This is a genomic window from Ectobacillus panaciterrae DSM 19096, assembly GCF_000430785.1.
GTDB classification, from domain to species: domain Bacteria; phylum Bacillota; class Bacilli; order Bacillales; family Bacillaceae_G; genus Ectobacillus; species Ectobacillus panaciterrae.
Map to the genome: position 1 here is coordinate 1 of NZ_AUMR01000011.1, position 23,924 is coordinate 23,924.

Consider the following 23,924-nt stretch of genomic DNA (forward strand, 5'->3'; position numbering starts at 1 on the left):
TGCCGTAAAAATAGCCGATAAACATCATTTTAAAAAGAGTAATGGGATGAATCGAAGGTCTACCATTGTCTTTACAATAGTAAGGACGTAACTTTTCCTCTATAAAATCAAAGTCAATCGTTGCTTCCACGGCACGTAAAAAGTGGTCTTGTGGAACTAACTCTTCAACAGAAACCATTACACGCTCATCTCGATGATTTTTCAGTGCTCCCATCATGGGACATCGCTCCTTTTCCTCTTTTCTATCAGTATGAACAGATGAAAAGGCGTTCAGACACAAAAAAGGCTGTAGAGAAGACTTTCTCTACAGCCTGAAAATAACAGCCCTCACAGAGGGCTGTTATTTTGTTAAAACGGATATTGATGAAGATGCTGACCGCCATCCATCGTTACGCATGCACCATTTATGTAAGCGGATTCATCCGAAAGAAGATAATAGGCAAGTCCGGCAATTTCCTCAGGTGTTCCCAGTCTGCCTAATGGAACGCTGTTCAATGTACGCTGTGCCGCTTCCTCTGATACCCAAAGGCGATCCGCTCCGCCTGTACGCTCTATCGGCCCCGGTGCAATGGCATTAGCACGAATGCCGTACTTTCTTCCCCACTCAACTGCCAGTGTTCTTGTCATAGCCAGAACGCCGGCTTTTGCTGCTGCAGAGTGAATAACGCCGGGACCAGCGTCCCACGCATAGGTCGCAATCATGTTTACCATACTTCCTTTAATACCTTTTTCAATCCAGTACTTTCCAACAGCACGGCTGCAATAGAACGTGCCGTTTAAAACAATATTAATTACAGAGTTCCATCCGTTTATCGATAAATCCTCTGCCGCACAGATAAAATTTCCGGCGGCGTTGTTCACAAGATAATCAATACGTCCAAACGCCTTATGAGTCTCTGCAACCATATGGTCTGCATGCTCCGGCTGACGCACATCCATTTGAACCGTCAGCACTTGATTGTCAAATTGTTCAATCTCTTTTTTTGTTTCCTCTAACTTCTCAAGTGTACGACCTGTGATAACAACATATGCACCTTCCTTAGCTAAACGGGCAGCCATCGCTTTCCCCATTCCGTTCGAACCGCCTGTGACAATTGCTACTTTTCCTTTCATCTCCCACGCCTCCTCAACTGAATACACATTCATTTTACCACTTTCTTCTATAGCAAACACAATATTTTCGAAAAATTCTAAAAACAAAAGTTCTTTTCCTACTCATATATAAGAAACAAACATGACTGAACAGCCGGACATAGTATTTTTTACGGGAGATTTAATTGATGATCAGCAGAATTTTGGGGAATCTGCTCTTATTGCACCAATTTTGCAAGCTGTACAAGCGCCGCTTGGAGAATTTTCGATTTACGGAAATCATGACCATGGAGGATACGGTACAAATTCCTTTTATAGACTCTATCATTACTCCTCCTCTTGCTGAGGAATATATAGAGGAGTTTTATTCGGTAAAAAGAAAAGATGGGCAGTCAATGACTGTCTATGTAAATCGTGGGTTGGGGACCACACGCGTACCATTCCGCTTTTTTGCAAAACCGGAAATTATAATTTTCACTTTACAGCACGGCTGAAGCCGTGCTTTTCATTTGCCCATTTTCTACAAATTTCTCCGCTGTACTGGCTCTTAACAGGACAATTTTCCATACAATACATTGAGCTTAAATAAGGAGGTTTTCGAATGTACCCTCAAATGCAGCCAATCCCGTTCCGTTCCGTTCCTGTTCCTGTACCCATAGGCGATACTCGCTTCATTCCGTTTTTTGGATTTCCGTTTCTAGCAGGACTTGCAGGCGGTCTGCTTGGCGGAGCACTTGCTTTCGGACCTAGACCATTCTATCCGCCTTATCCATGCGGTCCATACCCATGTCAGCCCTTTGGGCCTTATTATTACTGATACTGGAAACCACAAAAACTATGAAAGACCATTTTCCATCATTGGAAAATGGTCTTTTTTATATACACGCTATTCTTCTTCGGCATCGCCGTAAGCCATTTCAAATAAAATCATTTGACTGTCAATTTCCGCTTCTTCCGCTTTCCATGCGGCGTACTTGTACTCTCCGCATTCATTTTGCTCACGTGCCTTTACATTGTCTAATAAAATAAGCTGCAGCAAGTCGATAATACGCTTTTTCATTTTACGGTCCGGTATAGGAAACGCAATTTCTACTCGCTTCTCCATATTGCGAGTCATCCAGTCTGCTGATGACAAATACAGTCTTTCTTCACCGTTATGACGGAAATAATAAATACGGCTATGTTCCAAATAGCGTCCGACTATGCTGATTACGCGAATTCTCTCGCTTACATTTGGAATACCGGGACGCAGACAGCAAGTGCCTCGGACAATTAAATCTATCTTTACTCCTGCGCAAGAGGCCTCATACAGCTTTTGAATCAGCATCTTATCTGTCAATGAGTTCATTTTTGCAATAATATGACCCGAGCCATACTGCTTATGATAACTGATTTCTTCCTCAATCCGTTCAATAAATGTATGCCTAACGTCCAGCGGTGCCACTGATATTTGGTGAAATTGCGGCTTTCTTGTATATCCGCTTAAGTAGTTGAAAAAATTCGTTGCATCTATGCCAAAATCCTTGCGGGATGTGATGAATCCAAAATCCGTATAGAACTTAGCGGTGGCGTCATTATAGTTACCGGTTCCAAGATGGACGAAACGTTCAATTTTGCCATGTTTTCTTCTTACAACAAGCGTAATCTTACTGTGTGTCTTCAGATGGCTCACCCCGTAAATGACGAGACAGCCTGCCTGCTCCAGCTCCTTTGCCCAATGTACGTTGTTTTCTTCATCAAATCGTGCTTTCAGCTCTACCAGCACCGTTACTTGTTTACCATTTTCAGCCGCTGTTTTCAATGCTTGGATTACCCGGGAGTCACCGCTCACCCGATATAACGTTTGTTTAATGGCTAAAACATCCGGATCTTCTGCTGCTTCCTGAACGAAATCAATGACCGGCTGAAATGATTCAAACGGATGGTGGAGCAAAATATCCTGCTCCAGCGCTTTTTCAAAGATATCTTCATCCGAACCCAAATCCTGCGGCGGCTGTGGTATCAGCGCCTCATATGTAAGATGCTCGTGTGTTTGAGTCAGCGCTTTATATAATGCAAATATACAGGTTAAATCAAGCGGCCCCTCAATGGTATATACATCCTGTTCATTCATTTCCAGCACTCCGCACATGAGCGAGAGCACACGCTCATCTAATCCTAATGCACCTACCTCTAAACGAACTGCCGCTCCCCATTTTCGCTTCTTCAATTCTTTTTCAATCACCTTCAGTAAATCGCGCGCGCCTTCCTCATGAATCGTTAAGTCGGCATTGCGCGTGATACGAAAATGAGTGACTGACAGCACACGGTATCCGGTAAAAAGTTTATGTGTAAAATTGCTGATGACTTCTTCCAAGAAAATAAATTTTCGTTTTCCTTCTTCACATGGAAGAAAGATAAATCGCTCTAAAACAGAAGGGACCTGTACAATTCCAAGCTTTGTGCGATTTTCTTCTAGCATTTGATTTTCATCATACAGCATAACGGCCAAGTTTAAGCTTTTATTTAAAAGCATGGGAAACGGACGATACGCATCAATTGCAACCGGAGTGAGCACGGGAAAGATTTGCTCATCAAAATACTCTTCAATAAATGTACGCTGCTCCGGTGTTAGATCAGTAAATAACAGCTGCTCAATTCCTTCTTCCTTTAAAGCCGGGAGCAGAATGCTTTGATACGTTTCATACTGCAGTTCCACCAGTGCATGTGTTTTTTTTGAAATTTCATGAAGCTGCTGCTTCGGCGTAAGCCCTGCCTTGTTTTCAGGCTGATTAAAACCAGCTTTGACCTGGTCTTTAAGACCGGCAACACGCACCATAAAAAATTCATCAAGATTAGAGCTGAAAATGCTCGTGAATTTCAGTCTCTCCAGAAGAGGATTGCGTTCATCCAGCGCTTCCTGCAATACTCGTTCGTTAAACGCAAGCCAGCTTAACTCACGATTATTAAAATAAGCGATATTATTCAGGTTCATTACATCCTTTTTGATCATTTCCATGAATGCTGCACTTCCTTTTAAACTTTTTCACTTAACGTTTATCATAGCAAATTTTAACAAACGAAATGTAAAACTTTTGTAAATTTTCAAAGAGAACTTATGACCTTATCTGAAAATGCAGCTTGATGTTCCGCTTTAACGCTTTTTCCAATTGTTTCTTTTGCTTTTCCGCCTCTACCTTTTCTGCCAAGACTTTTTGGCAGCACCATATGTAAATGATCAAACCTTCTTCACTTTCTAGAATATTAATGGCTTCTACCGCATTTCGTTTTGTAACATTTAGAGCTGCTGCAAACTGCAAGATTGCACCGGCCATACGGATTTTTCGCTGCTCTTCCTTTGAAAACCATGTTTCAAACGGTTTTATATATTGCTTAAACGAAAGCTTGGACTTATAGGAAGCTAAGAGTGCCAATTTTACTCTGTCTTTATGCATTATTCCATCAATTGTTTTATTTGCTAATAAATAGAAGGTGTGCTGACTGCTGGACTCTTCATCGATATATTTGCCAATGTTATATACTTTTGCCGCTCTGCGTATAAAATGCAAGTCTTCTTTTGTAAAACTGGCAGCATAGCACTTCTCAAGCTCCTTGCAAAGAGCGGTTGTATGTTTCATGAGCTGCATAACATAATGCATATCTATTTCATATTCATGGGCCAGCAAGTGAAAGCTCTCTTCCACCACGTTGGGGTAATACAGAACCCCAAACGGCTTTGTAATTTCTTCATAGAAAAGACCCTCGCGCAAACCTTTTCGGCTTAAAATGAAGGATGATGCTTCTGTTACTTGGAGAAGAGTATGAAACACCTCGACAGCCGGGATTATGGTATCCGCTCTGTCCTTGGCTAATCCTTCAAGCTTTTGCAATTCCGCAAAATCAATGGAGGCGATGTGCTGAAGCACTAACTCCACATCACTTTTATCCATCTCATACTGATGAAGTCCGGATATTGGATATGAAATCATATTTTGATGAATTTTCACCATATTCCGTGCACTTCCCCCTATGGCAATGACCGGTATACCCTTTTTGCAAATCCAAGGCAATGTTTGAAATTGCTCAAGCAAATAGCGCTGTAGCTCTATATATTCTCCTACTGTCGGCACATCTCCTTTTACAAATTGCTGGCGCAGCGAAAGAGCGCCAAACGGAAAGCTATGATAGTTTACCAGCTCACGGTTATGAAAGTAGGTAATCTCTGTACTGCCGCCGCCAATGTCAATTGTAATACCTTCTTTAAAAGAAGTTGAGTTTATTACTGCCAAATAGCCATAATAAGCCTCTTCAAATTCAGATAAGATACGAAGCTTAAAATCTGTGTGCTCTTCAACTAACCGTTTTACTTCCTCCTGATTGCTTGCTTGCCGAATAGTAGCCGTCGCCGTGCAAATAACACGCTGCAATTGATGAAAACGAGTGCTTTCCTGAAATTGCTCTAATGTACTGAGCAGTACGCGAATACCCTCACTTGTTAAAGTTCCATTCACCAAGTATTTGCGCAGTCTCGCTGTCACCTTTGTATTTTCGATTTCATGATGAAAGCCTCCGCTGTGCTGTTCATATATAACAAGACGCATCGTATTAGAACCGATGTCGATAATGCCGTATTGCTCATTCAATCTTCGTTCACCCTTTTCTTAAATGGAATGTAAGGATCATACATAAATTATAATTATTTGTTAAAAATAACGATATTTTCTCTATTGTACAAGACGTTCGTTTTACAATACAATATTTGTTTACCTGCATATTTTCCAGAAGGTCTTGTTTCAAACATATAGAATATTGCAAAGTAAGAAGTATACGTGATAAGGTAGACATGAAAGGAGGAAAGGGTATGAATATTAACTCGCACTCTCATGCCGCTCCCTCAGTTGAGCAATTGTCACAGGCTGTTTTTGTTGTAAACCGTCATGCTAAAGCAGCAACAAATCCGAAATATTTATATTGGCTAAAAAAGAAAGCTCTTGAAAAACTCATTCAAGAAGGCAAAGCATATAAAAAAGGCTTGCATTTTTCTAAAAATCCGAAGCTGAGCCAGCAGCAGTCAGATGTTTTAGTCCACGCTGGGGATTACTATTTTCACATCCCACCTTCCAAAGAAGACTTCCAAACTCTCCATCACCTTGGTGAGCTGAATCAAACATATCGAAATCCCAAAACACAGATGGGACTGTCTTTTGCCAAAAAGCTGCTGCAGCAATATATTGGCTCTGAAGCATACGAGCAGGAAAAGAAGCTTTCTGAACCGGCTCCATGGTACCAGCGCACATATACCCGCAAATAGAAAATTCCGATGCCTGCGCATCGGAGTTTTCTATTTCCCCTCTTTAATTTTGAACTTTGCCAGTTTATAGAATTGTATTTTTTCTTCGTTATACTGCTTCGTATACTGATTAAATTTTTCATTTTGCGATTGTACATCATCGTACAGTTTATTGACTTCTTTTACTTGATCGCTTATTGTTTTCAGCTTCTCATTTTTCTTTTGCAGCATATCATACAAATTCTTTTCTGCTTCTAAAGCTTTTTTGTAGCTGTTGTGCATGTTTTGAAAAGCAGCATAACGCTCCTTATAGGTGCTCTCTACTTTTTCCGCTTGTTTTTCCAGCTTTTCATCTTTGAAATCTTTCATATGCTGATTCGCATCTTTCATCTTATCCTGTGCAAGCTTCAGCATATCATGCTCCTTGCTGAGTGCCTGTTCCCGTTCCTTCGCGCTTTGTATTCCCTCGTCAATGAGAGCTTTTACAGGCTGATTATCTTCTTTTCCCTCTTGCAAAATCTTGCTGTACAGCTCTTTATTTTTCTTTTCTAAAGACTCCAGCTTAGAAGTCTCCTGAAACATCCCCTTTTCTTGCTTTGCAGCGTCCTCAAATATATTGTACAGCTCTTCTTCCGGCTTTGGACCACAGCCAGTTAATGCAAGCACAAAAATTGCCAGCACTGCTATTTTATACTTAAACAATATCCTCACCAATCCTTACAATCGATTATCATGCCAAAAGTTTACAGGGAAATGGGCTCCTTCTTCATACACCTCAAATTCATATCCCTTCTTTCGCAATCCGTCAATAATGGCCGGCAGTGCTTGAACAGATTGTTCTTTTTCATGAAGAAGAATGATTTCTAAATCTTTATTGGCTTGAGAGAGCACGTTTTGTGTCACTGCATTCGGATTTCCAGACAGTTTCCAATCTAGTGAATCTATCGTCCAGTCCCATTCCTTAAAGCCTGCTGCCGCCATTTGATCGCGAAGCCCCTGATTAAGACCCGGCATGCTTCCGTAAGGACACCGTGTCAAATGTGCTGTGATTCCTGTCACATCACGAATTAAATCTTGCACTTGCTTCATTTCATTCACAATTTGGCCGTCCGTATAAAGCTTTTTATAATTATGCGTCATACTATGGAGTCCAGGATAATGTCCTTCTTTTACAAGTCTTTTTATACTGTCTTTATGGCTTGGCACATTCGTTCCAACCATAAAAAAGGTAGCTTTAATTTCATTTTTCGCAAGAATATCCAGAATTGTCTTCTGATAGTTGCTAGGTCCATCATCAAACGTCAAATATGCAACTTTGCGAATTTGACCATTATATTTTTCTGGCATCGTCTTTTTCCGATCACTCTTCGGTTGTTCGCTTACGAGCTGAACTGCATTGACTTGTTCTGATATCGCTTTTGCAGGGGAAGAAAGAGATTGAAAAATTGTAAAACCTGCAATCCCTATTGCAACTCCCCCGATTAGAATGAGCCCTCGTTTTATCCCCTTTGGCAAACGAAGCAATGTACTTAACATTCTATCATTTCCTTTCTATTATACTCCTCTGCAAAATAAGCCAACCGTATGAACCTCTACCGCACAATATGCATACTAGAATTCTTTTCCCATAACTCGCAAATGAAAAGTGTAGATTTTCTCTACACTTGGCAAACTTTATTTATCTACTATCTATTATATTCATATTCTGGTATTTTTTAAAGAACGTTGTAACATTATTTTTAAATAATTGTAATACATTCGACACGAAAATAACTTTTTTTGTTTATTTTACATAAATTAACCACAGATTACAAATATCCCCACAAGTCTATATATGAGTAAATTATAACTTCGACATTTGCATGTGCTATGTGCAACAAAAAGGGAGTATGGTATGCTTCTTCTCTCTGGTTTACCCTTGCATGAACCAAAGGTTTGACCGCTTCTGCACGTCTTTTAATCTCTCCCCCTAAAAAAAGTTTTATGTCGATTTTTTAGTTGCATCTATATATGCTCTTCATCAGCATATTTTTCTTTGTTCTTGTATTCTTTTATTTATATTTTTCATATGTATAAAGCAGAAAGGGAACCGCATTCACGGTTCCCTTTTTTCTAAAGCTGCACCTTGTGCTTGATAAGGACCATGAAGCTTATGAAAAGTCTGAAAGGTATAACTTGCAGTTAAAGAGATAGGAGAATGTGCAACATCTCTTATTTTCGCTTCAAAAAAGAGTGCGGCACTTTCTCCTGGTTTCAGCGATGCGATACGCCATCGCACAAGCTGAAACAGCAAGCTTGCGTCCCCTTGCTCTGCTTTTAATGTATTCGGCATGACCAACAAGTAATCTCGAATCATATGACTCACAGAAATTTGGACCATCTCTTCATTTCCATTATTGCAAATATCAAGCTTAATGCCTGCTGTATCACCGGCTTGATAACAATCAGCCGAACTCCAGCCGCTTCCTTCCGTTTTATTGCATACATAAACCGCAGCCTGGGCACAATTCATATTTGCCCGCACAACCTGCACTCATACATGTTTGCGTTCATTGTCATGCTTTTCACCTCGCTTCTCAGTTTTATATATATGAGAGTACCTTTGTTTTCCTTCATCCAGTTACAGTGGAATTTACGCAAACGCTTTCGCATGTTTTTGCGCTTAAAAAAGTAAACACTGTACATCCATTTTATTCGACAGCAGGAAACAGAAACCATTTTATTTTTTTGAATGAAATAAAAAACTGCTCTAAAATGAGCAGCTTTTGGCGGATGCGCATAATCTTGTATATATTGCTCCATGTATATAAGCCTATTTATGCGGGTCTGGCCTTTGCCGCGCTTGGAAACGAGCAGGAAATTGCCTCTATATTAGAAACAAGGATAAAGGAAATTAAGGGCTTATTGCAAACAATGAAAGATGTATATACAAGAAAAGTCGGGAAAGTACCGCGGGCACAGCTTCACATTTTAGCCGGTGTTATTGAGCATATGTATACGGAATTGCGCTGGCTGATACGATTACATGAAGATGTGGTTCACAATAGGCTCGCTGAGAAAGATACATTTATCGAAGAATTACGAATGAACGAATAACAGCCGTCTCACACGCGGCTGTTTTTTTATATTTCACAAAGTTTTGCTGCATTTTTTGTTTGTTTCTTGCTTCTTTTCTCCAGCCGTTTCATTATTTTATGTATTTGCCTGTTATGAGTAGCTTCTGTATAGTTGGGATAGATGAAATGAGCAGGGGGGCGACTCATGTATTTCGAGCTAAAGCAATACGGTTTTTTTGTTCATTACTGTACGCCGCAAGAAACTCTTATTATGCTCCATTTGCGCAGTAAACTGGCCGCCGCTGTGCATATATTAAATGAACAAGAGCGTTTTGAACTTATATCGTACGACCGACTTCTCCTTCATAAGGCAAATGGTTTTTATAAGCAGCTTCAGCATATCCCTTCTTTTTCTCCTTCTGTCTATCCTATAGAGGAATGGTGGTGGCACCTTGATCAAGTCATTGATGGTTCTTTACATATTCATCTGCCGATCGCTTGATCATTTTGAAAACTGCATACCTGCTGCCCTGCCGTCACGAAATGTAACTTCTATAAATGTTTCTGTCTTTGCTCCCTTCCATTTATAAACCTCTGTATAATTTACGCTTCCTTTTCTGCCTTTTGCAAATAAGAAGTTTCCGTCCTTTTCAAACACCTCTTTCACCTGAGTATAGGACATACCCTCCTTTATTTTAAAAATTTTATCAAGCGTGACTCCTGTATATTCAGTATCCTTGCTTGCATTTTTGAACTGTCCTGCTTTTTCCCACAGTATTCCGGATACCGCAAGAACAAGGGCAATCGCTGCGAACAAGAGCACTCTCTTCATATTTTCCACCTATCCTTTCACCTTTCCATTGCTTTTCGACATTGCTTCTTAGCATTCCTTTTCCCTTTTCTAAACAAAAAAGGACAGCATCTGCGCTGTCCTCACGTTATGTAGCATGATTCGGTTATCGTAATCAGAAGCCCTCCACTTTATTCTTCTAATCGAACTGCAGTGCCGGTCACCACACACATCAGCATACCCTTTGTGCCGACGGATTCATAGTCAAAGGACACACCAACAACTGCTTGTACTCCCATCGCGCGCGCTTCCCTTTCAATTTCTGTCAACGCTTGATTTTGGCGTCACGGAGTTTTGACTCGTACCTCCTGACCTGCCGCTTATAATGGCAATTTCACACATATAGTCAGATAGCGCTTCAAAAATTATCGCGTCTCCCGCTTCGGTCCAGTCTACAATAAGCATTTCAATTCCTTGATTTGCTATAATAAGCTGAGAACACGAAATGGTTAACATAGCTCCTACTTCAGGATGAATTTCACTTTTGTTCCATCGGGATACTGTTCAAGCTGGTTTCCTACCCATGAGCCTGCGCCTCGGTTATCAGCCGGTTTGATATATCTTATATCTGCACCGTCTCCTCCCTCCTTGCACATAGCCATGGGCCACTCATCTCTGTCATAGCCCTTTTTGGACGGATAAGGAGCGAGCGATTGCTTTCGCCTTTCGTCTACTCCTTTTCGCTCAATTGTACAAATGTCGGAATGACCATTCGCAATAGCGTCGCGAATATGCGCGCCTGTCTCTGGATACCGTTTGGCAGGAAACTGCAGTGTCACATCATACGATTCGGATGAATGGCTTTCCTCTCGAACGGAGCATGACGTCAATAACAGCACGAATACTGCTGTATAAAAAAACTTCCATATCTTCATTTCCAATCCTCCCGCTGTTCTCTTCTCCACCTTCTATTATATCACGGCAAATTCTAACATTTCTCCCTACAGTTCCATGCGGCTTTTTGCTTATTTCAGCGAGTCTTGTAGAAAATTTACAACCATCCGACATTCTTTTTCAAAGGAGGAAGAGAATGGCATATGGAATTGGTAAGTACGATTACTTTTTGGGGGGGAATTAGGTCATGGAAGGAACGTATAAAACAAAGGATGCAGCAAATAAAACCGGCATTCCTGGAAATTTAGTGCGAAAATATAGTCAAATCCTGGAGCAACATGGATTCGAGTTTAATAAAGTATCCAACACTCGTTGCTTTAAGATGGAGGATTTACGTCTTTTAAAAGCAATTCATGAACGCGCAGCAGGGTTAAATGAAGATATAAGTGACGTTGTAGCAGCTATTTTACAAGAGGAAATTTTGCAAGAAACACAGATACCTTCGGCAGAAGCATCTGCAATGGTCAAGCATACCGCATCAGTTGAAGATGTGAGTGCCACAATACGCCAACAAAATAAAAAGTTTGAAGAATTCATGGGTAAATTGGATACACTTGCTCAATTAAATGAAGCGATTATTCACCAAAATTCAACGTTAATTTCACAAAACCGTCAAAAGGATGATAAGCTTGATGAATTGATGCAGCAGGTATACGTCAAGGAGTCAAAGCAAGTGGAAATGATTCATGATCTCGTTCATCATGTTCACAAAAACAAATCCAAGCAAGATGAAAAATTAAACGATTTACTCAATCATATGTATAAAAAAGAAGCAAAACAAGAGGAAAAGATGGGCAAGCTTATTAACCACGTCTATAAAAAGGAGTCCAGCCGAGATGAGCAGCTCATGCAGCTTATTCGTGAGATGCAGGAAACAAAGCGAATGATTGCTGCCTCCCAAGAACAAACATTTCTCAAATCTATTCGGAATATGTTTGTTCGCTTTAAACCGGAAAAAGCCTCATCTCGTTTATAACGAAAAAAGTTACCGAATGTGTCTTCGGTAACTTTTTTTATTCTTTCCAATTGGCTGCCGGTAAGATAATAATAGCCTCTGTACCGTTGCCAACCTCGCTTTTATAGCCTATTTTGCCATTATGAGCCTGTATGATGCTGAAGGTTACCATAAGTCCAAGACCTGTTCCCTTTTCTTTTAGTGAATAATACGGCTGTCCAAGACGAGCAAGCTGTTCCTTTGTCATACCGATTCCGCTGTCCTTGACGGAGATTACAATCTCTTCTCCAGTCTGATAAGCAGTTACTTTTAAATACCCTTTATTTTCTTGTATAGCTTCTACGCCATTTTTTACAATGTTCATGATGGCTTGCTTTAATTTCGCTTTATCGCCAACCGTATGTAAGTTTTCCGCAATTTCCACCTGTAAATACACGCCTTGCATAGCAGCGAAGGAGGACATAAGTGTCGTCATCTCAATAAGCTGTGACGTCAGCGAAATCATTTCCTTTTGCTCAATTTGTGGACGCGCTAAATTCAAGTAATCTGAAATAATCTGCTCTGCCCGATCCAGCTCCGAAAGCACAAGCTGCATGTACTCTTTGTTTTTCGTATGCTCTGCGCCTTCTAACAGCTGTATAAAGCCTCTTACTACAGTTAGCGGATTTCTCACCTCATGCGCTACACTCGCTGCAAGTTCACTAACGATATTTAATTTCTCGGATTTTAACATCTCGGCACGTAAAAATGCATTTTCATAACAGTACTCTGTTATATATACTTGAAACATTAAGGTAACGGCCATGATGACAGAAGATAAGATATAGTATGCAGGAATTTGAGAAACTCCATGTGTAAAACCAGATGTTATCAGTACCCCAAATACATTTGCCGCCAAATAAATTAAGGCATAAAATGAAGCAATCATAAACGAAATTACAATTTTCTTATTCTTTGCAAATGCTTCCCACTTTCTAGAAAGGATAAAAGGAATAGCTGAAATAATGATCGTATCAAGTATACGAACCCAAAGAAATTCTGTCCCATGTGTAAACCAATAATAGAAAATAGAGGTAAGTGCAGGAACCGCCCCAACAATTCCACCATATAAAAAAGCGGTAATAATAGGGATCTGATGAAATTCATAGGTGTAGCCTTTTCCTAAATCAATTGGGTACGTCATACATATCGCAACAGTCGCTGCGGACAACAAAGCAAGAAATGAACGATTGAGCTTTGGAAGTGTCACATGATACCGATTTAAGCGAATTGCATCATACAAGAAAAGCGGTAAAATAATAATGGCAATTTGAATCCATAAATCGCGAACTTGATCCACACTCCCCTGAATTTTATAGTTTTAACTTCCCTATTATACCATTTTTATGGAAACATTTTATTAAAAATTTAGAATTTTCTTTCTGTTCCGAGTGGAAATTGTGTAAATATCTTGTTTGAAATGTTACAACTTTTCGAAATGAAAGCGCAGCAGGTACCATAATACACCAAATAAGACTACAATATAAATGGGTTAAGGAACGCGATAGGAGGAAATGAAAAATGACAGGAACCGCACTTGTGTTGGTGAACGAGGAAGTTTTCATGGTACTTGAGAATATTGACAAAGCGGCATGCGAAGAGCTGTATAACCGCGAGAAAATGGTTCATTTTGGAAAATCATGTTCTATCCTTTGGAGCGAAGAAGAGATTGACTGGGAATACGGATATTAACGCTGCAAGACCGTGAGCAATCACGGTCTTTTTCAATAGAAAAACTCTGCTACAAAGCAGAGGTATCGTATGTGACAAAATAAGTTTTTTGCAGCGATTTTACCCGCCGAAGTTTTTCTTTCGCCCCTTCGGACAAGAGAGTGATAGGCTGCCCTCCCACAAGTACCTCTTTATCGTAAATCTTTTTGACCTCTACCTTCATCATATTCCCGCTGTCTTGTTCCGAAACGATAATACGATGAGGTTCCCAAAGAATGATGTTCATCAGTTCTTTTACAACCGGACATTCGCTCGTTTGCAAATGATACATAAGCTCATAATTTGTGAGCGGTTCAATAAAGGAAATGTCCACTTCATGAAATCTCCCGTAAGCTTCTACCGCCTTGGCAAGCAGCCCATCTACCGCAAGTGCATACGGACTGAGAAAGGAAAGGTGATCCAACACCATCGCATCCATAATGTGAAGCCCCGTTTCCACGTCAGTTTCAATGAAGTTTCCACTGAATCCTACGTTGTCAAGAAACTCATGCGGCTTTTGCGGCGTTCCCCCTACAAAATACGCATCCCGCAAAAAGCTGTCGAAATGGTCAGCGCCCAGATAATTCGTATTACTTGTAAGAGGAGTATCTGTATTCAATAAGCTGACAATCCGTTCAGGGCTATATCCATATTTTTGAAGGATACAGGAGACCTCCCCGTCCTGTACAAGCCTCTCTGTATTTTTATGATGATTAAAGCCCAGCGTTTTTTCTACTGCATGGGAAAACGGCAAATGTCCGATATCATGCAGCAGTGCCGCCAGACGCAGCTCTTCATCTTTCGGAAAGAAACGAGAGATAATAGACCAGACACCGACTGTATGATCAAGACGAGAATGCATAATAGAAGAAAATAAAGACGCAGTTCCATAATGGCTCAGGAACTTCAATCTTCGCAGCGTTTTCGACTGAAATAATTCCAACTCATGAGGAAACGCCTTAATTTCATGCCGATAAAGCGGTTCGTATATGAATGCTTGACTAAAGGTTTGTTGCATTCTTTCACCACCCGTTTTCATGAGATTATCATCATACATATGATAGGTTTGGTATTATATTCATTCTTTCTGAAAAACGTTAGAGGAAATTAACTATTCGTTAACAATTTATTTGTCAAACATGGTATGCTTCTTCTCTCTGGTTTACCCTTGCATGAACCAAAGGTTTGACCGCTTCTGCACGTCTTTTAATCTCTACCCACTATCAAAAAACATTTTTTCACTTATATATAGTTTGTTCTTTCGCAACGGCACAAATCCAAATCACCTCTCCCCTTCGCACTCTTTGTACTCTTTGTACTCTTTGTACTCTTTGTACTCTTTGTACTCTTTGTACTCTTTGTACTCTTTGTACTCTTTGTACTCTTTGTACTCTTTGTACTCTAGTATAACAAGGCCCGTCCCTCTTTCTTAATAACTACATTCTGCATAACATCCCCTTATGAAAGCAAATATGGTACAATAAAAAGACATTTTGCTACGGAAGAAAGGGAGAACTTATGAAATATTTGTTAAATCCTCGTGTAAAAAACATTCAAATTTCCGGTATCCGACAATTTTTCAACATGATTCAAAAATATGAAAATCTTGTAGCTCTTACAATTGGACAACCTGATTTTCCGACGCCGTCTCTTGTGAAGGAAGCCGGAAAGCGTGCCATTACGGATAACATTACAAGCTATACACATAATGCCGGGATGCCCGAACTGCGACAAGCTGCTTGTCAATTTGTAAAAGAACGCTACGGACAAGTATATGATCCCCTAGAGGAAACTATTGTAACAACAGGCGCGAGCGAAGCTATTGATATTGCGTTTCGCACCATTTTAGAAGAAGGATCAGAAGTTATTCTTCCTGCTCCTGTTTACCCGGGATATGAACCTATTATCCGCCTTTGCGGAGCAACACCTGTCTTTATCGATGTGCGTGAAACAGGTTTTCGTCTTACAGCAGAAGCGCTCGCAGCTGCCATTACAGAGAAAACGCGCTGTGTTGTCTTACCGTATCCATCTAATCCGACTGGCGTTACCTTAAATAAAGAAGAGCTGCAAAAAATTGCAAATGTATTGGAAGAGAAGGATATTTTTGTACTTTCCGATGAGATTTACAGCGAGCTTGTATATGAAGGCGCCCACACGTCTATTGCGCAAATAGCTTCTATGAGAAATAAAACAATTGTAATAAATGGTTTATCTAAATCTCATTCCATGACTGGCTGGCGCATCGGATTCCTGTTTGCACCTGCCTATATCACGAAGGAAATGCTGAAAGTGCATCAATATAACGTGACTTGTGCGTCTTCTATCTCCCAGTATGCAGCAATTGAAGCACTTACTGCTGCCAAAGATGCCCCACGCATGATGCGCCATCAATATAAAAAAAGACGGGACTATGTATATCACCGGCTCACAAGCATGGGACTTCAGGTAGAAAAGCCCAGCGGCGCTTTTTATCTGTTTCCTTACATCGGAACATTTGAACAAAGCTCCTTTGATTTTTCACTGCGTCTAGTAAAAGAAGCTGGTCTTGCAGTCGTGCCGGGAAGCGCATTTTCAGATTACGGCGAAGGTTACATACGCCTTTCTTATGCCTACAGCATGGAGCTGCTTATGGAAGGATGCGACCGCTTAGAGCAATTTTTGAAGGAACAGAACTAAGCAGAGAGCAAAGCTCTCTGCTTAGTTCTGCGTAAACGCTTACAATTTATCGTAAAATTAACCGCGTGTTTTCCACGCATCGCGAAGTACACGGAAGCCAAAGAATGCTACGGCAAACCATCCGATAAATGTCACAATATATTTTACGAAATTAAAAAATCCGTCTAAAGCACTAATATTAAAGAAATGGAAGAAAGAAGTAAGAGAGCTGTCAATTGTTCCTGCTGTCATTGTCCAAAGCCATCCGACAAATGCAGCTAAGAAAAACTTCATAAAGTTATCCATTCATTTCACCTCCTTCAAGGTGATGCTTTACAGTAATCATCATATTCAGCTATTCCAAATCGTGTGCCGAATAAAATAAAAAAATTGTCGGATTGCCTATTAAGAAAAGCGGAACCGGCTCGTTCAGGTGCAGAGCCAAATTTTATACCTTATCTATAAAAAAAAGCTGCCAGAGGCAGCTTCCCATACTTTATGATCCATACGTTTAAACTCCTAAATCATTTTTTAGATTTGAGCTCACGCACCGCAGATAAAGAAATAAAAAAGAATTGAGGTTAACATTTTCATAAAAAAGAAGGCACGCCCACCGATGCGTGCCCTTCAATGGAGGGTACTTATATAGGAGATGCCAGTCCTATATAAAACTATTATACCAACTATCCTTATCGAATTTTGTAAAACTATGCATAAATCCTGAAAATATTTTCAGAAAAATTAGATAAGAGAAATTGAAGAATGATAAGGATTTCTGAAACCAATTCCATAAAACTTAAAAAATAATTGTTCTACATTCTATGTCGAATTATATCGAACGTATATACAATTATTATGATATACACCTATATTCTTGCTGCATAGTGCAATATATGTTTATAATATGACTGCTCATGCGGACAAAATTGATTTGCACTCACTGTAATATGACGATTTTGATTTTCCGTAATGATTATAGCTTGAATGGTTTTTATTTCTCCATTGATTAAAAGAAGATAATCGTTGCCCTTCTTCTTTTTTATATCGTACTGACAACCTTCGTTCCTACTGCCAAGTCATGGTATCCCCGATTATCCCGTCGAAACAGCATCATATATACATTCACGATTGCGGGAATGCCAAGCAATACCATATTAGGAATGAGCACGGAAATAAAACGCAATACAAGTGTGCCAAATCCGGCTTTTTCGCCATTTTGCTTCACAAGACGCGTACGTGTAAACTTCTTTCCTACCGTACAACCATTCCATAACAGGGGCAGAATCACAAAATATGCTGACATTAATACAAACGCAAGCGTAAAATCATAGCGGTAATCGCCGAAGCTCACATTAAATCGATTCGCAATGGCGCTGTAATTTCCTGTTGCCAGCGCAACAATCGCTCCATACAGAAGAGAAATAAGAAACATATCCATAACAGCGGCTCCAATGCGATTCATTGTTACAGCCGGGCGATGCATTTTCAGGTTCATATTCACGGTCTACCTTTCTGTACATTCTTTACGATGTTCATCGTAACATGTCCATTTATTACTTGTAAACAAGGGACTCTGCGCCCTTTTGTAACAAATTGAAAACAGCCGTGCTACAATGAAAAAGAGAGTACTATTAAAGCGAGGAATGGAAAATGGCAGTACAACGTGAAATCGATTACAGCATTTCATTTGGCGATCTCGCCATTGTGAATGGATTATCTGTTCATTCACAAGAATTCGATCATACTTATTTTTATACAGGCCAATTAGGCGTTACATTCCAAAAAGATCAAGTTTACTTTATAGTCTGGCTTATGCACCTTTTTCAAGGAAGGGTGAACGAGGCCTCATAAGCTTTTTTATTGCTCACGCCGATATTGCAGCCACGCTGACACAAAAAAACTGCCTAGCGCTGCTCCGATTAAAATCAATGCCCATATGCGCAGCTCTTCCCCCATTTTCCCGGAACCCATAAAAAACAGCATCAAGAAATATGCTCCTCCGAACATATACAACAGAGAGGGAATATACGACACAAATGCATTCTCTAAAAACAATTTGCATATGCTGTAACTAAGCAAACAAGCTGTACTAATAATAAGAACCGCCGCCATGGACACCCTCCTTTTTCTTAGTATGCAACGCTTTATAAGCTTCTTATAAAGCCAAAAAAAGCCAGGTGCAATCCCCCGGCTCCCTTACTTACTGGTGATCTTATTAAATAACAGCTTGTATACACCGTTTCCAAACAACATACTGCCCACTATAAGGAGACTATCCTTTAAAGCAGTGACATATAAAAGTACGGTTGCATCTGCCGCTTCGCTGAGATATAAAACATACGAAAGCAAAAACGCACCGATCAGCACATACCATATATACTTGCCAAGCCAATGCGCCCCCAGCACTCCAAACAAAAAGAAGCTGGCTATATAAAGCTGCACCCATATGAATAGAAAATCAGGACTCCAAGCAAACACCAGCATCCAAATCAGTTTTAAGCAAAGCGTTCCGGCACATCCCACAGCGGCTGCAATCCCCCTCACGCCTCATGCTCCTTTCCGAACTGCCTGTACCAGCATATGCTGGAATGACTGGAAGGTTGAGGGTGTTTGTCTTTGCAAGTAAGGATTTTTGGCCGGGTGTAAACAAACAAGAATCCTTTTAAACTTGAGCGTTGTACGTTTATCTGTTTTTGTCATATAGAGGAGTACTGCTGCATATACATAGGAACAAAATGCACCAATTTGGATTTTCCCCATGCGTTCATGCTGAAAAGGCTTCTGAACTTGGAAGCCTTCTTTTTTATTCAGTTAACACCACAAAAAACTTGTGCAGAATCTTTTCTGTAGTAGCATTCAGCTTCGGCAATCTGTCTACCGGAAAGTATTTTAAATCCAAACCTTCTTCATCAAGCTGAAGCACTCCTTCTGCTCCGTCCGCTTGAAAAACATTGATTACATTATATACCTCATCTCCGTGCGGATATTTATAATATAAGGCCTGACCCGATAAAACGCCCAGAAAACGAAATGCTTGGGCATGTAAACCTGTTTCTTCAAGCAGCTCGCGTGCCGCAGTGTCCTCTATTGTTTCCCCCGGCTCCATTGCCCCTCCAGGAACACTCCAATCCAACGTGTCTGACCGGAGCTGCAGAAGTACTTCATGCTTTTCATTTAAAACAATAACTGCCGACCCGACAATAATGAGCGGTCTTGTCCCTACTATGTTTCGTAATTCTTGAATATACCTCATTTGCGGCTCTCCTCCTCGCTCCTTTCTACTCTACTACTCTTCCTATTCTGTTGACAACCTCTCAAAAAATAAAAAGCTCGAATGATTTACTTATATAAGTCCACTTTGTTATTCCGACATATCTATCGTTTACCACGTAGAACAAAAGGGAAACTGCACTCGCTCCCTCTCTCTGGCTTACCCCTGCATGGGCCACGAAAAGGGTTTGACCGCTTCTATGCTTAGTTGGATGCTCTCTCCCCCCTAAAAGAGAAGTTTTTATGTCGATTTTTTTAGTTGCATTTATATAGCTTACATAATCCATTAGGCATTTTCATTTCCGCTCCATCTATCATACCAGTACAAAAAACCAGCGTTTGTACTAGTTCATTTGCCCAAACTCCTTTGTCCCAGCGTGCATAAAGTATGGTGTAACCATATTGAGGAGATGGAAAAAGGAGAGGTCATTTTGGCTAGAAACAATAGAAATAATAATTTGGCAAATGCTTTGGCTTCGGCTAGGCGCAACAGAAATAATAATTTGGCAAATGCTTTGGCTTCGGCTAGGCGCAACAGAAACAATAATTTAGCAAATGCTTTAGCTTCGGTTAGGCGCAACAGAAATAATAATTTAGCAAATGTTTTAGGGCAAAGTTTCATTGGTGAAGTGATGGATAATAATACTGCACGCAGCAATGATAACACTAATAATAACAATTCAAGCACTGATAATAACAATTCAAGCACTGGCGGTGGTGCTGGCGATGGCGCCGGCGGTGACGCTCGCGGTGGTGCCGGCGGTGGTGCTGGCGATGGTGCCGGCGGTGACGCTCGCGGTGGTGCCGGCGGTGACGCTCGCGGTGGTGCCGGCGGTGGTGCTGGCGATGGTGCCGGCGGTGACGCTCGCGGTGGTGCCGGCGGTGACGCTCGCGGTGGTGCCGGCGGTGACGCTCGCGGTGGTGCCGGCGGTGACGCTCGCGGTGGTGCCGGCGGTGGTGCTGGCGATGGTGCCGGCGGTGACGCTCGCGGTGGTGCTGGCGGTGGTGCTGGCGGTGCTGGTTCAGAAAATGGAAGAACACATAACCATGCACACATTCAAAACAGTGGTAACTCCAGAGTGAGTTTAAATATCGACTCCGAGGTAGGAACAAATCAAGATCAAGTGGCAACTACCGCATCAAATGCGAGAACGCGACAAAATGATCCGAACAACGATCTATTGAACACAGAACTGCTCGCTTCGCTGATTCCCATGCTTAACAGGATAGTAAGCGACGAGCAGCAATAACAAGGAAGGCTGTTACAAGAAACGACAAGAAGGAAAAAACAAAACCACAATTGCCAGTACTGCCACAGGCTACTATATAAAGGTGACTTTTTATCCATAAGGGAGGATCTTAAATGACTAAAAACCATGCACACATTCAAAACAGCGGTAACTCCAGCGTGAGTTTAAATGCGGACTCCGAAGTACGATCAAATCAAAGTCAAGAGGGAGATGCCGTATCAAATTTGATTGCTGACACAACCACAGCTGCATCACCAGCTATGACAAACAATGGACTGTTAAATGAACAATTACTTGCGTCTTTAATTCCGCTGCTTAATAAGTTAGTGAAAAATGATCAATAACAAGAGAAGCTGTTACAAGAAAAAGAGCCGGGGAAAAAAACAAAACCACAATTGCTGACAGTTCCATGGGCTACTCTTGTAGCCTTTTTCTTTATAAAAGGGAGGGAGATAGAATGCGCAACCATGCAAGCATTAAAAACAGCGGAAATTCCAATGTCAACGTGAATGTACAAGTAGATACAAGCTCTTTAGCCTATTCGATGGCCTGCTATTGGCATACAAGTGGCATGATCAATGATGAGCAATTCGTGCAAATGATAACAAATTTAAACAGTCTGCTTGGCAAAGGCGATATACCGCTGCCTCCGCTTTTGTCTAACACTGTTCCTTCACCTAACGCTTCTCCTTCACCTAACGTTTCTCCTTCGCCTAACGCTTCTCCTTCACCTAACGTTTCTCCTTCGCCTAACTCTTCTCCTTCATCTAACTCTTCTCCTTCATCTAACTCTTCTCCTTCATCTAACTCTTCTCCTTCATCTAACACCATTCGCATAAAAAATGATGTAACGACTTTACGAAGATTCATTTAAGAAAACGAGATGGTTTTCTTATATGCCGGGACAAAGGTACAAGCAAATTCGTCCCATTTACATACACTGCTATATCCCACGTTCGAGGTGTTTGTATGACCTATGTAAAAGTATGTGTTTGTATTACTCCTGAAGCGGAAACAAGAGGCAATCGCATCCAGCGGGACTTTGTATTGTCAAAAGAAATTTGGCGTCCTATTTCTTTTCAGCTAAACAAAGTAATCCAGCTTTCCGCCTATACCTTTCGTGACCGGGAGATCAGCTACATTACACCGTTTAGAGAACAGCCGAAAGTGCATAGCTTGCTGCAAAAATGCGCCTCTCTTTCTCCCGAATCCGAAATTTACGTTTGCTATGTGGGCGGTGATTATTTTCAAGAACCTCATGTGATTGGCTGTGCTTATTCCCAGCGCTGCAAAGACACATGGAAAGGATTTATCTTATTGACAAACTCTGCCGCCTCCCGTCCTAATATGTATACGCTGGCTCATGAGCTTGGACATATTCTTCTTACGCGCCGTAAAGACGGCTTCCTTACAAATGCTGATCCCGATTCCCCGCATGGCTCTGTTCACCACCCTGATCCTTTTAATTTGATGCATGCTGTCGTTCCCACTCCAAAGCACATTCGGCAGCTTGACCGTCTTCTCTCAGCCAATCAGCTTGAAACAGCGCTGCAGAGCCCTCTTCTCCACAAAAAAAGTAACCTGTAGAGGCTACTTTTTTTGTGGAGAAGATTGGGTATATGTAAAATATTTCTCTCTGCTTTCCCATCACATTGTATATACAAAAAAGTAGAATGTACGGGAAAGAGCACCAGTTTCCCGGTGCTCCCTCATCATTCAACTGTTTGCTTCCATTGCTGCGGCAGCTTTTCAATTGCCAGTACAACAGCATCAAGCTTGCTTTCAATCCTATGCAGCAAATAGAGTGTAACCACAATAGGAAACCCGACATTGCCGATTAAGGATATCCATTCCTCCATGCCCATTCCTCCTTTCTCGCTTTATATATAAACGAGAAAAGAGCAAATAGGCTTATTATTTTACAGCATCAATAAAAGAATTTGTCCGAATTCCGGAACGGTTGAGATTTGTCGTCACATTCACTTGAATCTTGGCGCGAACAAACTCTTCATTCCAGTTTTTCACCTTTTTAAATTGCTTATAGTTTTGACGGTACATCCTCTCGCCAAAACCGAAAATATCAGCCTTAAATTCTGTTTGCACTTTGTGAATGGTTTGTAAAATATCTTTCTCAACTGATTCATTTACCCTCTTATTGAATTCTTTGTATGTAGCATTATTCAAAAGAGAGCGATTGCATACTGCACTATCAATTCTTCCCTCCTGCTGAATATTAACTTGAAAATGAGGGATGCCGTCTTTATAAAAGGCCTTTACACCCGTATGAATATCGTAAAGTCTAACCATAAATTTCCGTTTTTTCTCTGCCTTGCAAAAGGTATCTAGTTCCGTTTGTTTTATGCTTCCTTGTATCCACATATAATTCTTTGCGTCTTGCATTGATAAGAAGCCCCTTAGTTTGTCCTTATTGAACACAGCTAAATGTGTGATGGCAGCAACAGGGTTAGGCTTCTTTTCCGTTTTACCATTCGCGCTGCCCCCTCCATCATTTTGTTTAAAGGTGAAGGCAGGCAAAACCGCTTGCTTTCCACTGGCAATTAGCGATTCCAAAAATTCCTGAACTTGCACCTCAGGACTTAGCCCCCAATGCTTACTGGCAGTCTTAAGCTGCCTTTTCATCTTAAGCGTAGTCACTTTTTGAATTGGATAAGACGTCTCTAACACTTGAAATGCAGTGGAATCTTTCGCCACTATAAGATTCAAGCCGGTTCGAATTTGGCGGTTTCGCTCCAGTCAATCTATAATATCATCAAGCCCTTTCCTTCCTACATCTTCACTGATAACAAACATTTGTAAGTGTGAATAAATCAATTCACATGTAACCTTTGACTGTATCCTCTCTAATAAGTTCATGTATAGAGTT

The 23,924-nt window shown here is 40.9% G+C and carries 34 protein-coding genes and 2 pseudogenes; 13 read left to right on the forward strand and 23 right to left on the reverse strand.

Going from position 1 to position 23,924, the window contains the following annotated elements; translation table 11 throughout:
• The coding region (locus H540_RS0103610; protein ID WP_034670308.1) for a transposase at positions 1-217 on the reverse strand (217 nt) is incomplete at its 3' end.
• A gap of 131 nt (positions 218-348) precedes the next feature.
• Positions 349-1,113 carry a 2,4-dienoyl-CoA reductase gene (fadH, locus tag H540_RS0103615; protein ID WP_028399459.1) on the reverse strand — a complete coding sequence of 255 codons (765 nt, stop codon included), beginning with the start codon at positions 1,111-1,113 and terminating at the stop codon, positions 349-351.
• A 130-nt stretch (positions 1,114-1,243) separates the two neighbouring features.
• Here fadH and H540_RS0103620 point away from each other — a divergent pair.
• Positions 1,244-1,586: pseudogene (locus H540_RS0103620) on the forward strand (metallophosphoesterase); the annotation flags it as partial.
• A 107-nt stretch (positions 1,587-1,693) separates the two neighbouring features.
• Complete coding sequence (locus H540_RS0103625; RefSeq protein WP_028399461.1) at positions 1,694-1,909, forward strand: hypothetical protein; 216 nt, start codon at positions 1,694-1,696, stop codon at positions 1,907-1,909.
• 69 nt (positions 1,910-1,978) lie between these two features.
• Here H540_RS0103625 and H540_RS0103630 read toward each other — a convergent pair whose 3' ends face one another.
• The gene (locus H540_RS0103630; RefSeq protein ID WP_028399462.1) at positions 1,979-4,090 is read right to left on the reverse strand and encodes an RNA degradosome polyphosphate kinase; all 2,112 of its coding nucleotides are present in this window, start codon (positions 4,088-4,090) and stop codon (positions 1,979-1,981) included.
• A gap of 97 nt (positions 4,091-4,187) precedes the next feature.
• Positions 4,188-5,672, reverse strand: coding sequence for a Ppx/GppA family phosphatase (locus H540_RS0103635; RefSeq protein ID WP_051316989.1), 1,485 nt, complete (start codon positions 5,670-5,672; stop codon positions 4,188-4,190).
• A 260-nt stretch (positions 5,673-5,932) separates the two neighbouring features.
• On the opposite strand from H540_RS0103635, the gene H540_RS0103640 reads away from it, so the two are divergent.
• Positions 5,933-6,382, forward strand: a complete 450-nt coding sequence (locus H540_RS0103640) for a YkyB family protein (protein ID WP_155890928.1) — start codon at positions 5,933-5,935, stop codon at positions 6,380-6,382.
• A 30-nt stretch (positions 6,383-6,412) separates the two neighbouring features.
• Here the strand turns inward: H540_RS0103640 and H540_RS0103645 are convergent, their stop codons facing one another.
• The 3 genes from H540_RS0103645 to H540_RS28910 form a co-directional block, all read right to left on the reverse strand.
• Positions 6,413-7,063, reverse strand: coding sequence for a YkyA family protein (locus H540_RS0103645; protein WP_028399465.1), 651 nt, complete (start codon positions 7,061-7,063; stop codon positions 6,413-6,415).
• 15 nt (positions 7,064-7,078) lie between these two features.
• Positions 7,079-7,897, reverse strand: coding sequence for a peptidoglycan-N-acetylglucosamine deacetylase (locus tag H540_RS0103650; RefSeq protein WP_028399466.1), 819 nt, complete (start codon positions 7,895-7,897; stop codon positions 7,079-7,081).
• Positions 7,898-8,456: 559 nt separating this feature from the next.
• The gene (locus H540_RS28910; RefSeq protein ID WP_051316979.1) at positions 8,457-8,873 is read right to left on the reverse strand and encodes a hypothetical protein; all 417 of its coding nucleotides are present in this window, start codon (positions 8,871-8,873) and stop codon (positions 8,457-8,459) included.
• 260 nt (positions 8,874-9,133) lie between these two features.
• On the opposite strand from H540_RS28910, the gene H540_RS31290 reads away from it, so the two are divergent.
• Positions 9,134-9,457 (forward strand): hypothetical protein, encoded by a 324-nt coding sequence (locus H540_RS31290; RefSeq protein WP_155890929.1) that lies wholly within the window; start codon positions 9,134-9,136, stop codon positions 9,455-9,457.
• Positions 9,458-9,622: 165 nt separating this feature from the next.
• Positions 9,623-9,919, forward strand: a complete 297-nt coding sequence (locus H540_RS0103665; protein WP_028399467.1) for a hypothetical protein — start codon at positions 9,623-9,625, stop codon at positions 9,917-9,919.
• Here the strand turns inward: H540_RS0103665 and H540_RS31295 are convergent, their stop codons facing one another.
• The 4 genes from H540_RS31295 to H540_RS28930 form a co-directional block, all read right to left on the reverse strand.
• A complete protein-coding gene (locus tag H540_RS31295) occupies positions 9,920-10,249 on the reverse strand; it encodes a hypothetical protein (protein ID WP_051316981.1) in 330 nt (109 codons plus the stop codon).
• Between the two features lie 149 nt (positions 10,250-10,398).
• On the reverse strand, positions 10,399-10,506 hold the full coding sequence (locus tag H540_RS31740; RefSeq protein WP_081414995.1) for a heavy metal-binding domain-containing protein: 108 nt from the start codon (positions 10,504-10,506) through the stop codon (positions 10,399-10,401).
• 16 nt (positions 10,507-10,522) lie between these two features.
• Positions 10,523-10,723 (reverse strand): hypothetical protein, encoded by a 201-nt coding sequence (locus H540_RS31300; RefSeq protein ID WP_028399468.1) that lies wholly within the window; start codon positions 10,721-10,723, stop codon positions 10,523-10,525.
• Between the two features lie 5 nt (positions 10,724-10,728).
• A complete protein-coding gene (locus tag H540_RS28930; RefSeq protein ID WP_081414996.1) occupies positions 10,729-11,142 on the reverse strand; it encodes a NucA/NucB deoxyribonuclease domain-containing protein in 414 nt (137 codons plus the stop codon).
• Between the two features lie 206 nt (positions 11,143-11,348).
• On the opposite strand from H540_RS28930, the gene H540_RS0103690 reads away from it, so the two are divergent.
• On the forward strand, positions 11,349-12,137 hold the full coding sequence (locus H540_RS0103690) for a DUF3967 domain-containing protein (protein ID WP_028399469.1): 789 nt from the start codon (positions 11,349-11,351) through the stop codon (positions 12,135-12,137).
• A gap of 37 nt (positions 12,138-12,174) precedes the next feature.
• On the opposite strand, the gene H540_RS0103695 is transcribed toward H540_RS0103690, so the two are convergent.
• Complete coding sequence (locus H540_RS0103695; protein ID WP_028399470.1) at positions 12,175-13,455, reverse strand: sensor histidine kinase; 1,281 nt, start codon at positions 13,453-13,455, stop codon at positions 12,175-12,177.
• A gap of 221 nt (positions 13,456-13,676) precedes the next feature.
• Between H540_RS0103695 and H540_RS33970 the strand changes: the two genes are divergently transcribed.
• Positions 13,677-13,847, forward strand: a complete 171-nt coding sequence (locus H540_RS33970) for a hypothetical protein (protein ID WP_169729563.1) — start codon at positions 13,677-13,679, stop codon at positions 13,845-13,847.
• A gap of 49 nt (positions 13,848-13,896) precedes the next feature.
• Here H540_RS33970 and H540_RS28935 read toward each other — a convergent pair whose 3' ends face one another.
• Positions 13,897-14,883, reverse strand: coding sequence for an HD domain-containing protein (locus tag H540_RS28935; RefSeq protein WP_051316982.1), 987 nt, complete (start codon positions 14,881-14,883; stop codon positions 13,897-13,899).
• 500 nt (positions 14,884-15,383) lie between these two features.
• Between H540_RS28935 and H540_RS0103710 the strand changes: the two genes are divergently transcribed.
• Positions 15,384-16,541: an aminotransferase A gene (locus H540_RS0103710; RefSeq protein WP_028399471.1), complete on the forward strand. Its 1,158-nt coding sequence runs from the start codon at positions 15,384-15,386 to the stop codon at positions 16,539-16,541.
• A 57-nt stretch (positions 16,542-16,598) separates the two neighbouring features.
• Here the strand turns inward: H540_RS0103710 and H540_RS0103715 are convergent, their stop codons facing one another.
• On the reverse strand, positions 16,599-16,826 hold the full coding sequence (locus H540_RS0103715) for a hypothetical protein (protein ID WP_028399472.1): 228 nt from the start codon (positions 16,824-16,826) through the stop codon (positions 16,599-16,601).
• 733 nt (positions 16,827-17,559) lie between these two features.
• Complete coding sequence (locus H540_RS0103720; protein ID WP_028399473.1) at positions 17,560-18,015, reverse strand: RDD family protein; 456 nt, start codon at positions 18,013-18,015, stop codon at positions 17,560-17,562.
• A 155-nt stretch (positions 18,016-18,170) separates the two neighbouring features.
• Between H540_RS0103720 and H540_RS0103725 the strand changes: the two genes are divergently transcribed.
• Positions 18,171-18,371, forward strand: a complete 201-nt coding sequence (locus H540_RS0103725; protein WP_028399474.1) for a hypothetical protein — start codon at positions 18,171-18,173, stop codon at positions 18,369-18,371.
• 6 nt (positions 18,372-18,377) lie between these two features.
• On the opposite strand, the gene H540_RS0103730 is transcribed toward H540_RS0103725, so the two are convergent.
• From H540_RS0103730 to H540_RS32920, 4 genes are all read right to left on the reverse strand, one after another.
• Positions 18,378-18,632, reverse strand: coding sequence for a hypothetical protein (locus H540_RS0103730; protein ID WP_028399475.1), 255 nt, complete (start codon positions 18,630-18,632; stop codon positions 18,378-18,380).
• A gap of 84 nt (positions 18,633-18,716) precedes the next feature.
• Complete coding sequence (locus tag H540_RS0103735; RefSeq protein ID WP_028399476.1) at positions 18,717-19,064, reverse strand: hypothetical protein; 348 nt, start codon at positions 19,062-19,064, stop codon at positions 18,717-18,719.
• A gap of 259 nt (positions 19,065-19,323) precedes the next feature.
• Positions 19,324-19,773 carry an NUDIX hydrolase gene (locus tag H540_RS0103740; protein WP_028399477.1) on the reverse strand — a complete coding sequence of 150 codons (450 nt, stop codon included), beginning with the start codon at positions 19,771-19,773 and terminating at the stop codon, positions 19,324-19,326.
• A 366-nt stretch (positions 19,774-20,139) separates the two neighbouring features.
• Positions 20,140-20,499, reverse strand: a complete 360-nt coding sequence (locus H540_RS32920) for a hypothetical protein (protein WP_155890930.1) — start codon at positions 20,497-20,499, stop codon at positions 20,140-20,142.
• Between the two features lie 17 nt (positions 20,500-20,516).
• Between H540_RS32920 and H540_RS28945 the strand changes: the two genes are divergently transcribed.
• The 3 genes from H540_RS28945 to H540_RS0103755 all read left to right on the forward strand — a co-directional run bounded on the left by H540_RS28945 (position 20,517) and on the right by H540_RS0103755 (position 21,384).
• Positions 20,517-20,873, forward strand: coding sequence for a hypothetical protein (locus H540_RS28945; protein WP_155890931.1), 357 nt, complete (start codon positions 20,517-20,519; stop codon positions 20,871-20,873).
• On the forward strand, positions 20,870-21,040 hold the full coding sequence (locus tag H540_RS32925; RefSeq protein WP_155890932.1) for a hypothetical protein: 171 nt from the start codon (positions 20,870-20,872) through the stop codon (positions 21,038-21,040). The genes H540_RS28945 and H540_RS32925 overlap by 4 nt, the downstream gene beginning before the upstream one ends.
• A gap of 113 nt (positions 21,041-21,153) precedes the next feature.
• Positions 21,154-21,384 carry a hypothetical protein gene (locus tag H540_RS0103755; protein WP_028399479.1) on the forward strand — a complete coding sequence of 77 codons (231 nt, stop codon included), beginning with the start codon at positions 21,154-21,156 and terminating at the stop codon, positions 21,382-21,384.
• Between the two features lie 208 nt (positions 21,385-21,592).
• On the opposite strand, the gene H540_RS0103760 is transcribed toward H540_RS0103755, so the two are convergent.
• Positions 21,593-21,910: a hypothetical protein gene (locus H540_RS0103760; protein ID WP_028399480.1), complete on the reverse strand. Its 318-nt coding sequence runs from the start codon at positions 21,908-21,910 to the stop codon at positions 21,593-21,595.
• Positions 21,911-22,009: 99 nt separating this feature from the next.
• On the opposite strand from H540_RS0103760, the gene H540_RS0103765 reads away from it, so the two are divergent.
• On the forward strand, positions 22,010-22,627 hold the full coding sequence (locus tag H540_RS0103765) for a M78 family metallopeptidase domain-containing protein (protein ID WP_034670314.1): 618 nt from the start codon (positions 22,010-22,012) through the stop codon (positions 22,625-22,627).
• 125 nt (positions 22,628-22,752) lie between these two features.
• Here the strand turns inward: H540_RS0103765 and H540_RS31750 are convergent, their stop codons facing one another.
• The 3 genes and pseudogenes from H540_RS31750 to H540_RS35825 all read right to left on the reverse strand — a co-directional run.
• On the reverse strand, positions 22,753-22,899 hold the full coding sequence (locus H540_RS31750; RefSeq protein WP_081414999.1) for a YvrJ family protein: 147 nt from the start codon (positions 22,897-22,899) through the stop codon (positions 22,753-22,755).
• Positions 22,900-22,954: 55 nt separating this feature from the next.
• A complete protein-coding gene (locus H540_RS0103775; RefSeq protein WP_483782870.1) occupies positions 22,955-23,476 on the reverse strand; it encodes a Ger(x)C family spore germination C-terminal domain-containing protein in 522 nt (173 codons plus the stop codon).
• Between the two features lie 96 nt (positions 23,477-23,572).
• Positions 23,573-23,914 (reverse strand): annotated as a pseudogene (locus H540_RS35825) (Ger(x)C family spore germination protein); the annotation flags it as partial.
• Positions 23,915-23,924: the final 10 nt, after the last annotated feature.

Coding starts and splice junctions, on each gene's coding strand:
- H540_RS0103630 (WP_028399462.1), bottom strand. CDS start 4,090: ATGGAAATGATCAAAAAGGATGTAATGAACCTGAATAATATCGCTTAT.
- H540_RS0103760 (WP_028399480.1), bottom strand. CDS start 21,910: ATGAATCTTCGTAAAGTCGTTACATCATTTTTTATGCGAATGGTGTTA.
- H540_RS0103740 (WP_028399477.1), bottom strand. CDS start 19,773: ATGAGGTATATTCAAGAATTACGAAACATAGTAGGGACAAGACCGCTC.
- H540_RS31300 (WP_028399468.1), bottom strand. CDS start 10,723: ATGTTAACCATTTCGTGTTCTCAGCTTATTATAGCAAATCAAGGAATT.
- H540_RS0103690 (WP_028399469.1), top strand. CDS start 11,349: ATGGAAGGAACGTATAAAACAAAGGATGCAGCAAATAAAACCGGCATT.
- H540_RS31740 (WP_081414995.1), bottom strand. CDS start 10,506: ATGGGAGTACAAGCAGTTGTTGGTGTGTCCTTTGACTATGAATCCGTC.
- H540_RS28910 (WP_051316979.1), bottom strand. CDS start 8,873: ATGAATTGTGCCCAGGCTGCGGTTTATGTATGCAATAAAACGGAAGGA.
- fadH (WP_028399459.1), bottom strand. CDS start 1,113: ATGAAAGGAAAAGTAGCAATTGTCACAGGCGGTTCGAACGGAATGGGG.
- H540_RS0103765 (WP_034670314.1), top strand. CDS start 22,010: ATGACCTATGTAAAAGTATGTGTTTGTATTACTCCTGAAGCGGAAACA.
- H540_RS31290 (WP_155890929.1), top strand. CDS start 9,134: ATGCGCATAATCTTGTATATATTGCTCCATGTATATAAGCCTATTTAT.
- H540_RS0103650 (WP_028399466.1), bottom strand. CDS start 7,897: ATGTTAAGTACATTGCTTCGTTTGCCAAAGGGGATAAAACGAGGGCTC.
- H540_RS28930 (WP_081414996.1), bottom strand. CDS start 11,142: ATGAAGATATGGAAGTTTTTTTATACAGCAGTATTCGTGCTGTTATTG.
- H540_RS31750 (WP_081414999.1), bottom strand. CDS start 22,899: ATGGAGGAATGGATATCCTTAATCGGCAATGTCGGGTTTCCTATTGTG.
- H540_RS0103720 (WP_028399473.1), bottom strand. CDS start 18,015: ATGAACCTGAAAATGCATCGCCCGGCTGTAACAATGAATCGCATTGGA.
- H540_RS28935 (WP_051316982.1), bottom strand. CDS start 14,883: ATGCAACAAACCTTTAGTCAAGCATTCATATACGAACCGCTTTATCGG.
- H540_RS31295 (WP_051316981.1), bottom strand. CDS start 10,249: ATGAAGAGAGTGCTCTTGTTCGCAGCGATTGCCCTTGTTCTTGCGGTA.
- H540_RS0103715 (WP_028399472.1), bottom strand. CDS start 16,826: ATGGATAACTTTATGAAGTTTTTCTTAGCTGCATTTGTCGGATGGCTT.
- H540_RS0103635 (WP_051316989.1), bottom strand. CDS start 5,672: ATGCGTCTTGTTATATATGAACAGCACAGCGGAGGCTTTCATCATGAA.
- H540_RS0103710 (WP_028399471.1), top strand. CDS start 15,384: ATGAAATATTTGTTAAATCCTCGTGTAAAAAACATTCAAATTTCCGGT.
- H540_RS0103730 (WP_028399475.1), bottom strand. CDS start 18,632: ATGGCGGCGGTTCTTATTATTAGTACAGCTTGTTTGCTTAGTTACAGC.
- H540_RS0103625 (WP_028399461.1), top strand. CDS start 1,694: ATGTACCCTCAAATGCAGCCAATCCCGTTCCGTTCCGTTCCTGTTCCT.
- H540_RS0103755 (WP_028399479.1), top strand. CDS start 21,154: ATGACTAAAAACCATGCACACATTCAAAACAGCGGTAACTCCAGCGTG.
- H540_RS33970 (WP_169729563.1), top strand. CDS start 13,677: ATGACAGGAACCGCACTTGTGTTGGTGAACGAGGAAGTTTTCATGGTA.
- H540_RS0103640 (WP_155890928.1), top strand. CDS start 5,933: ATGAATATTAACTCGCACTCTCATGCCGCTCCCTCAGTTGAGCAATTG.
- H540_RS0103665 (WP_028399467.1), top strand. CDS start 9,623: ATGTATTTCGAGCTAAAGCAATACGGTTTTTTTGTTCATTACTGTACG.
- H540_RS0103725 (WP_028399474.1), top strand. CDS start 18,171: ATGGCAGTACAACGTGAAATCGATTACAGCATTTCATTTGGCGATCTC.
- H540_RS28945 (WP_155890931.1), top strand. CDS start 20,517: ATGGCGCCGGCGGTGACGCTCGCGGTGGTGCCGGCGGTGGTGCTGGCG.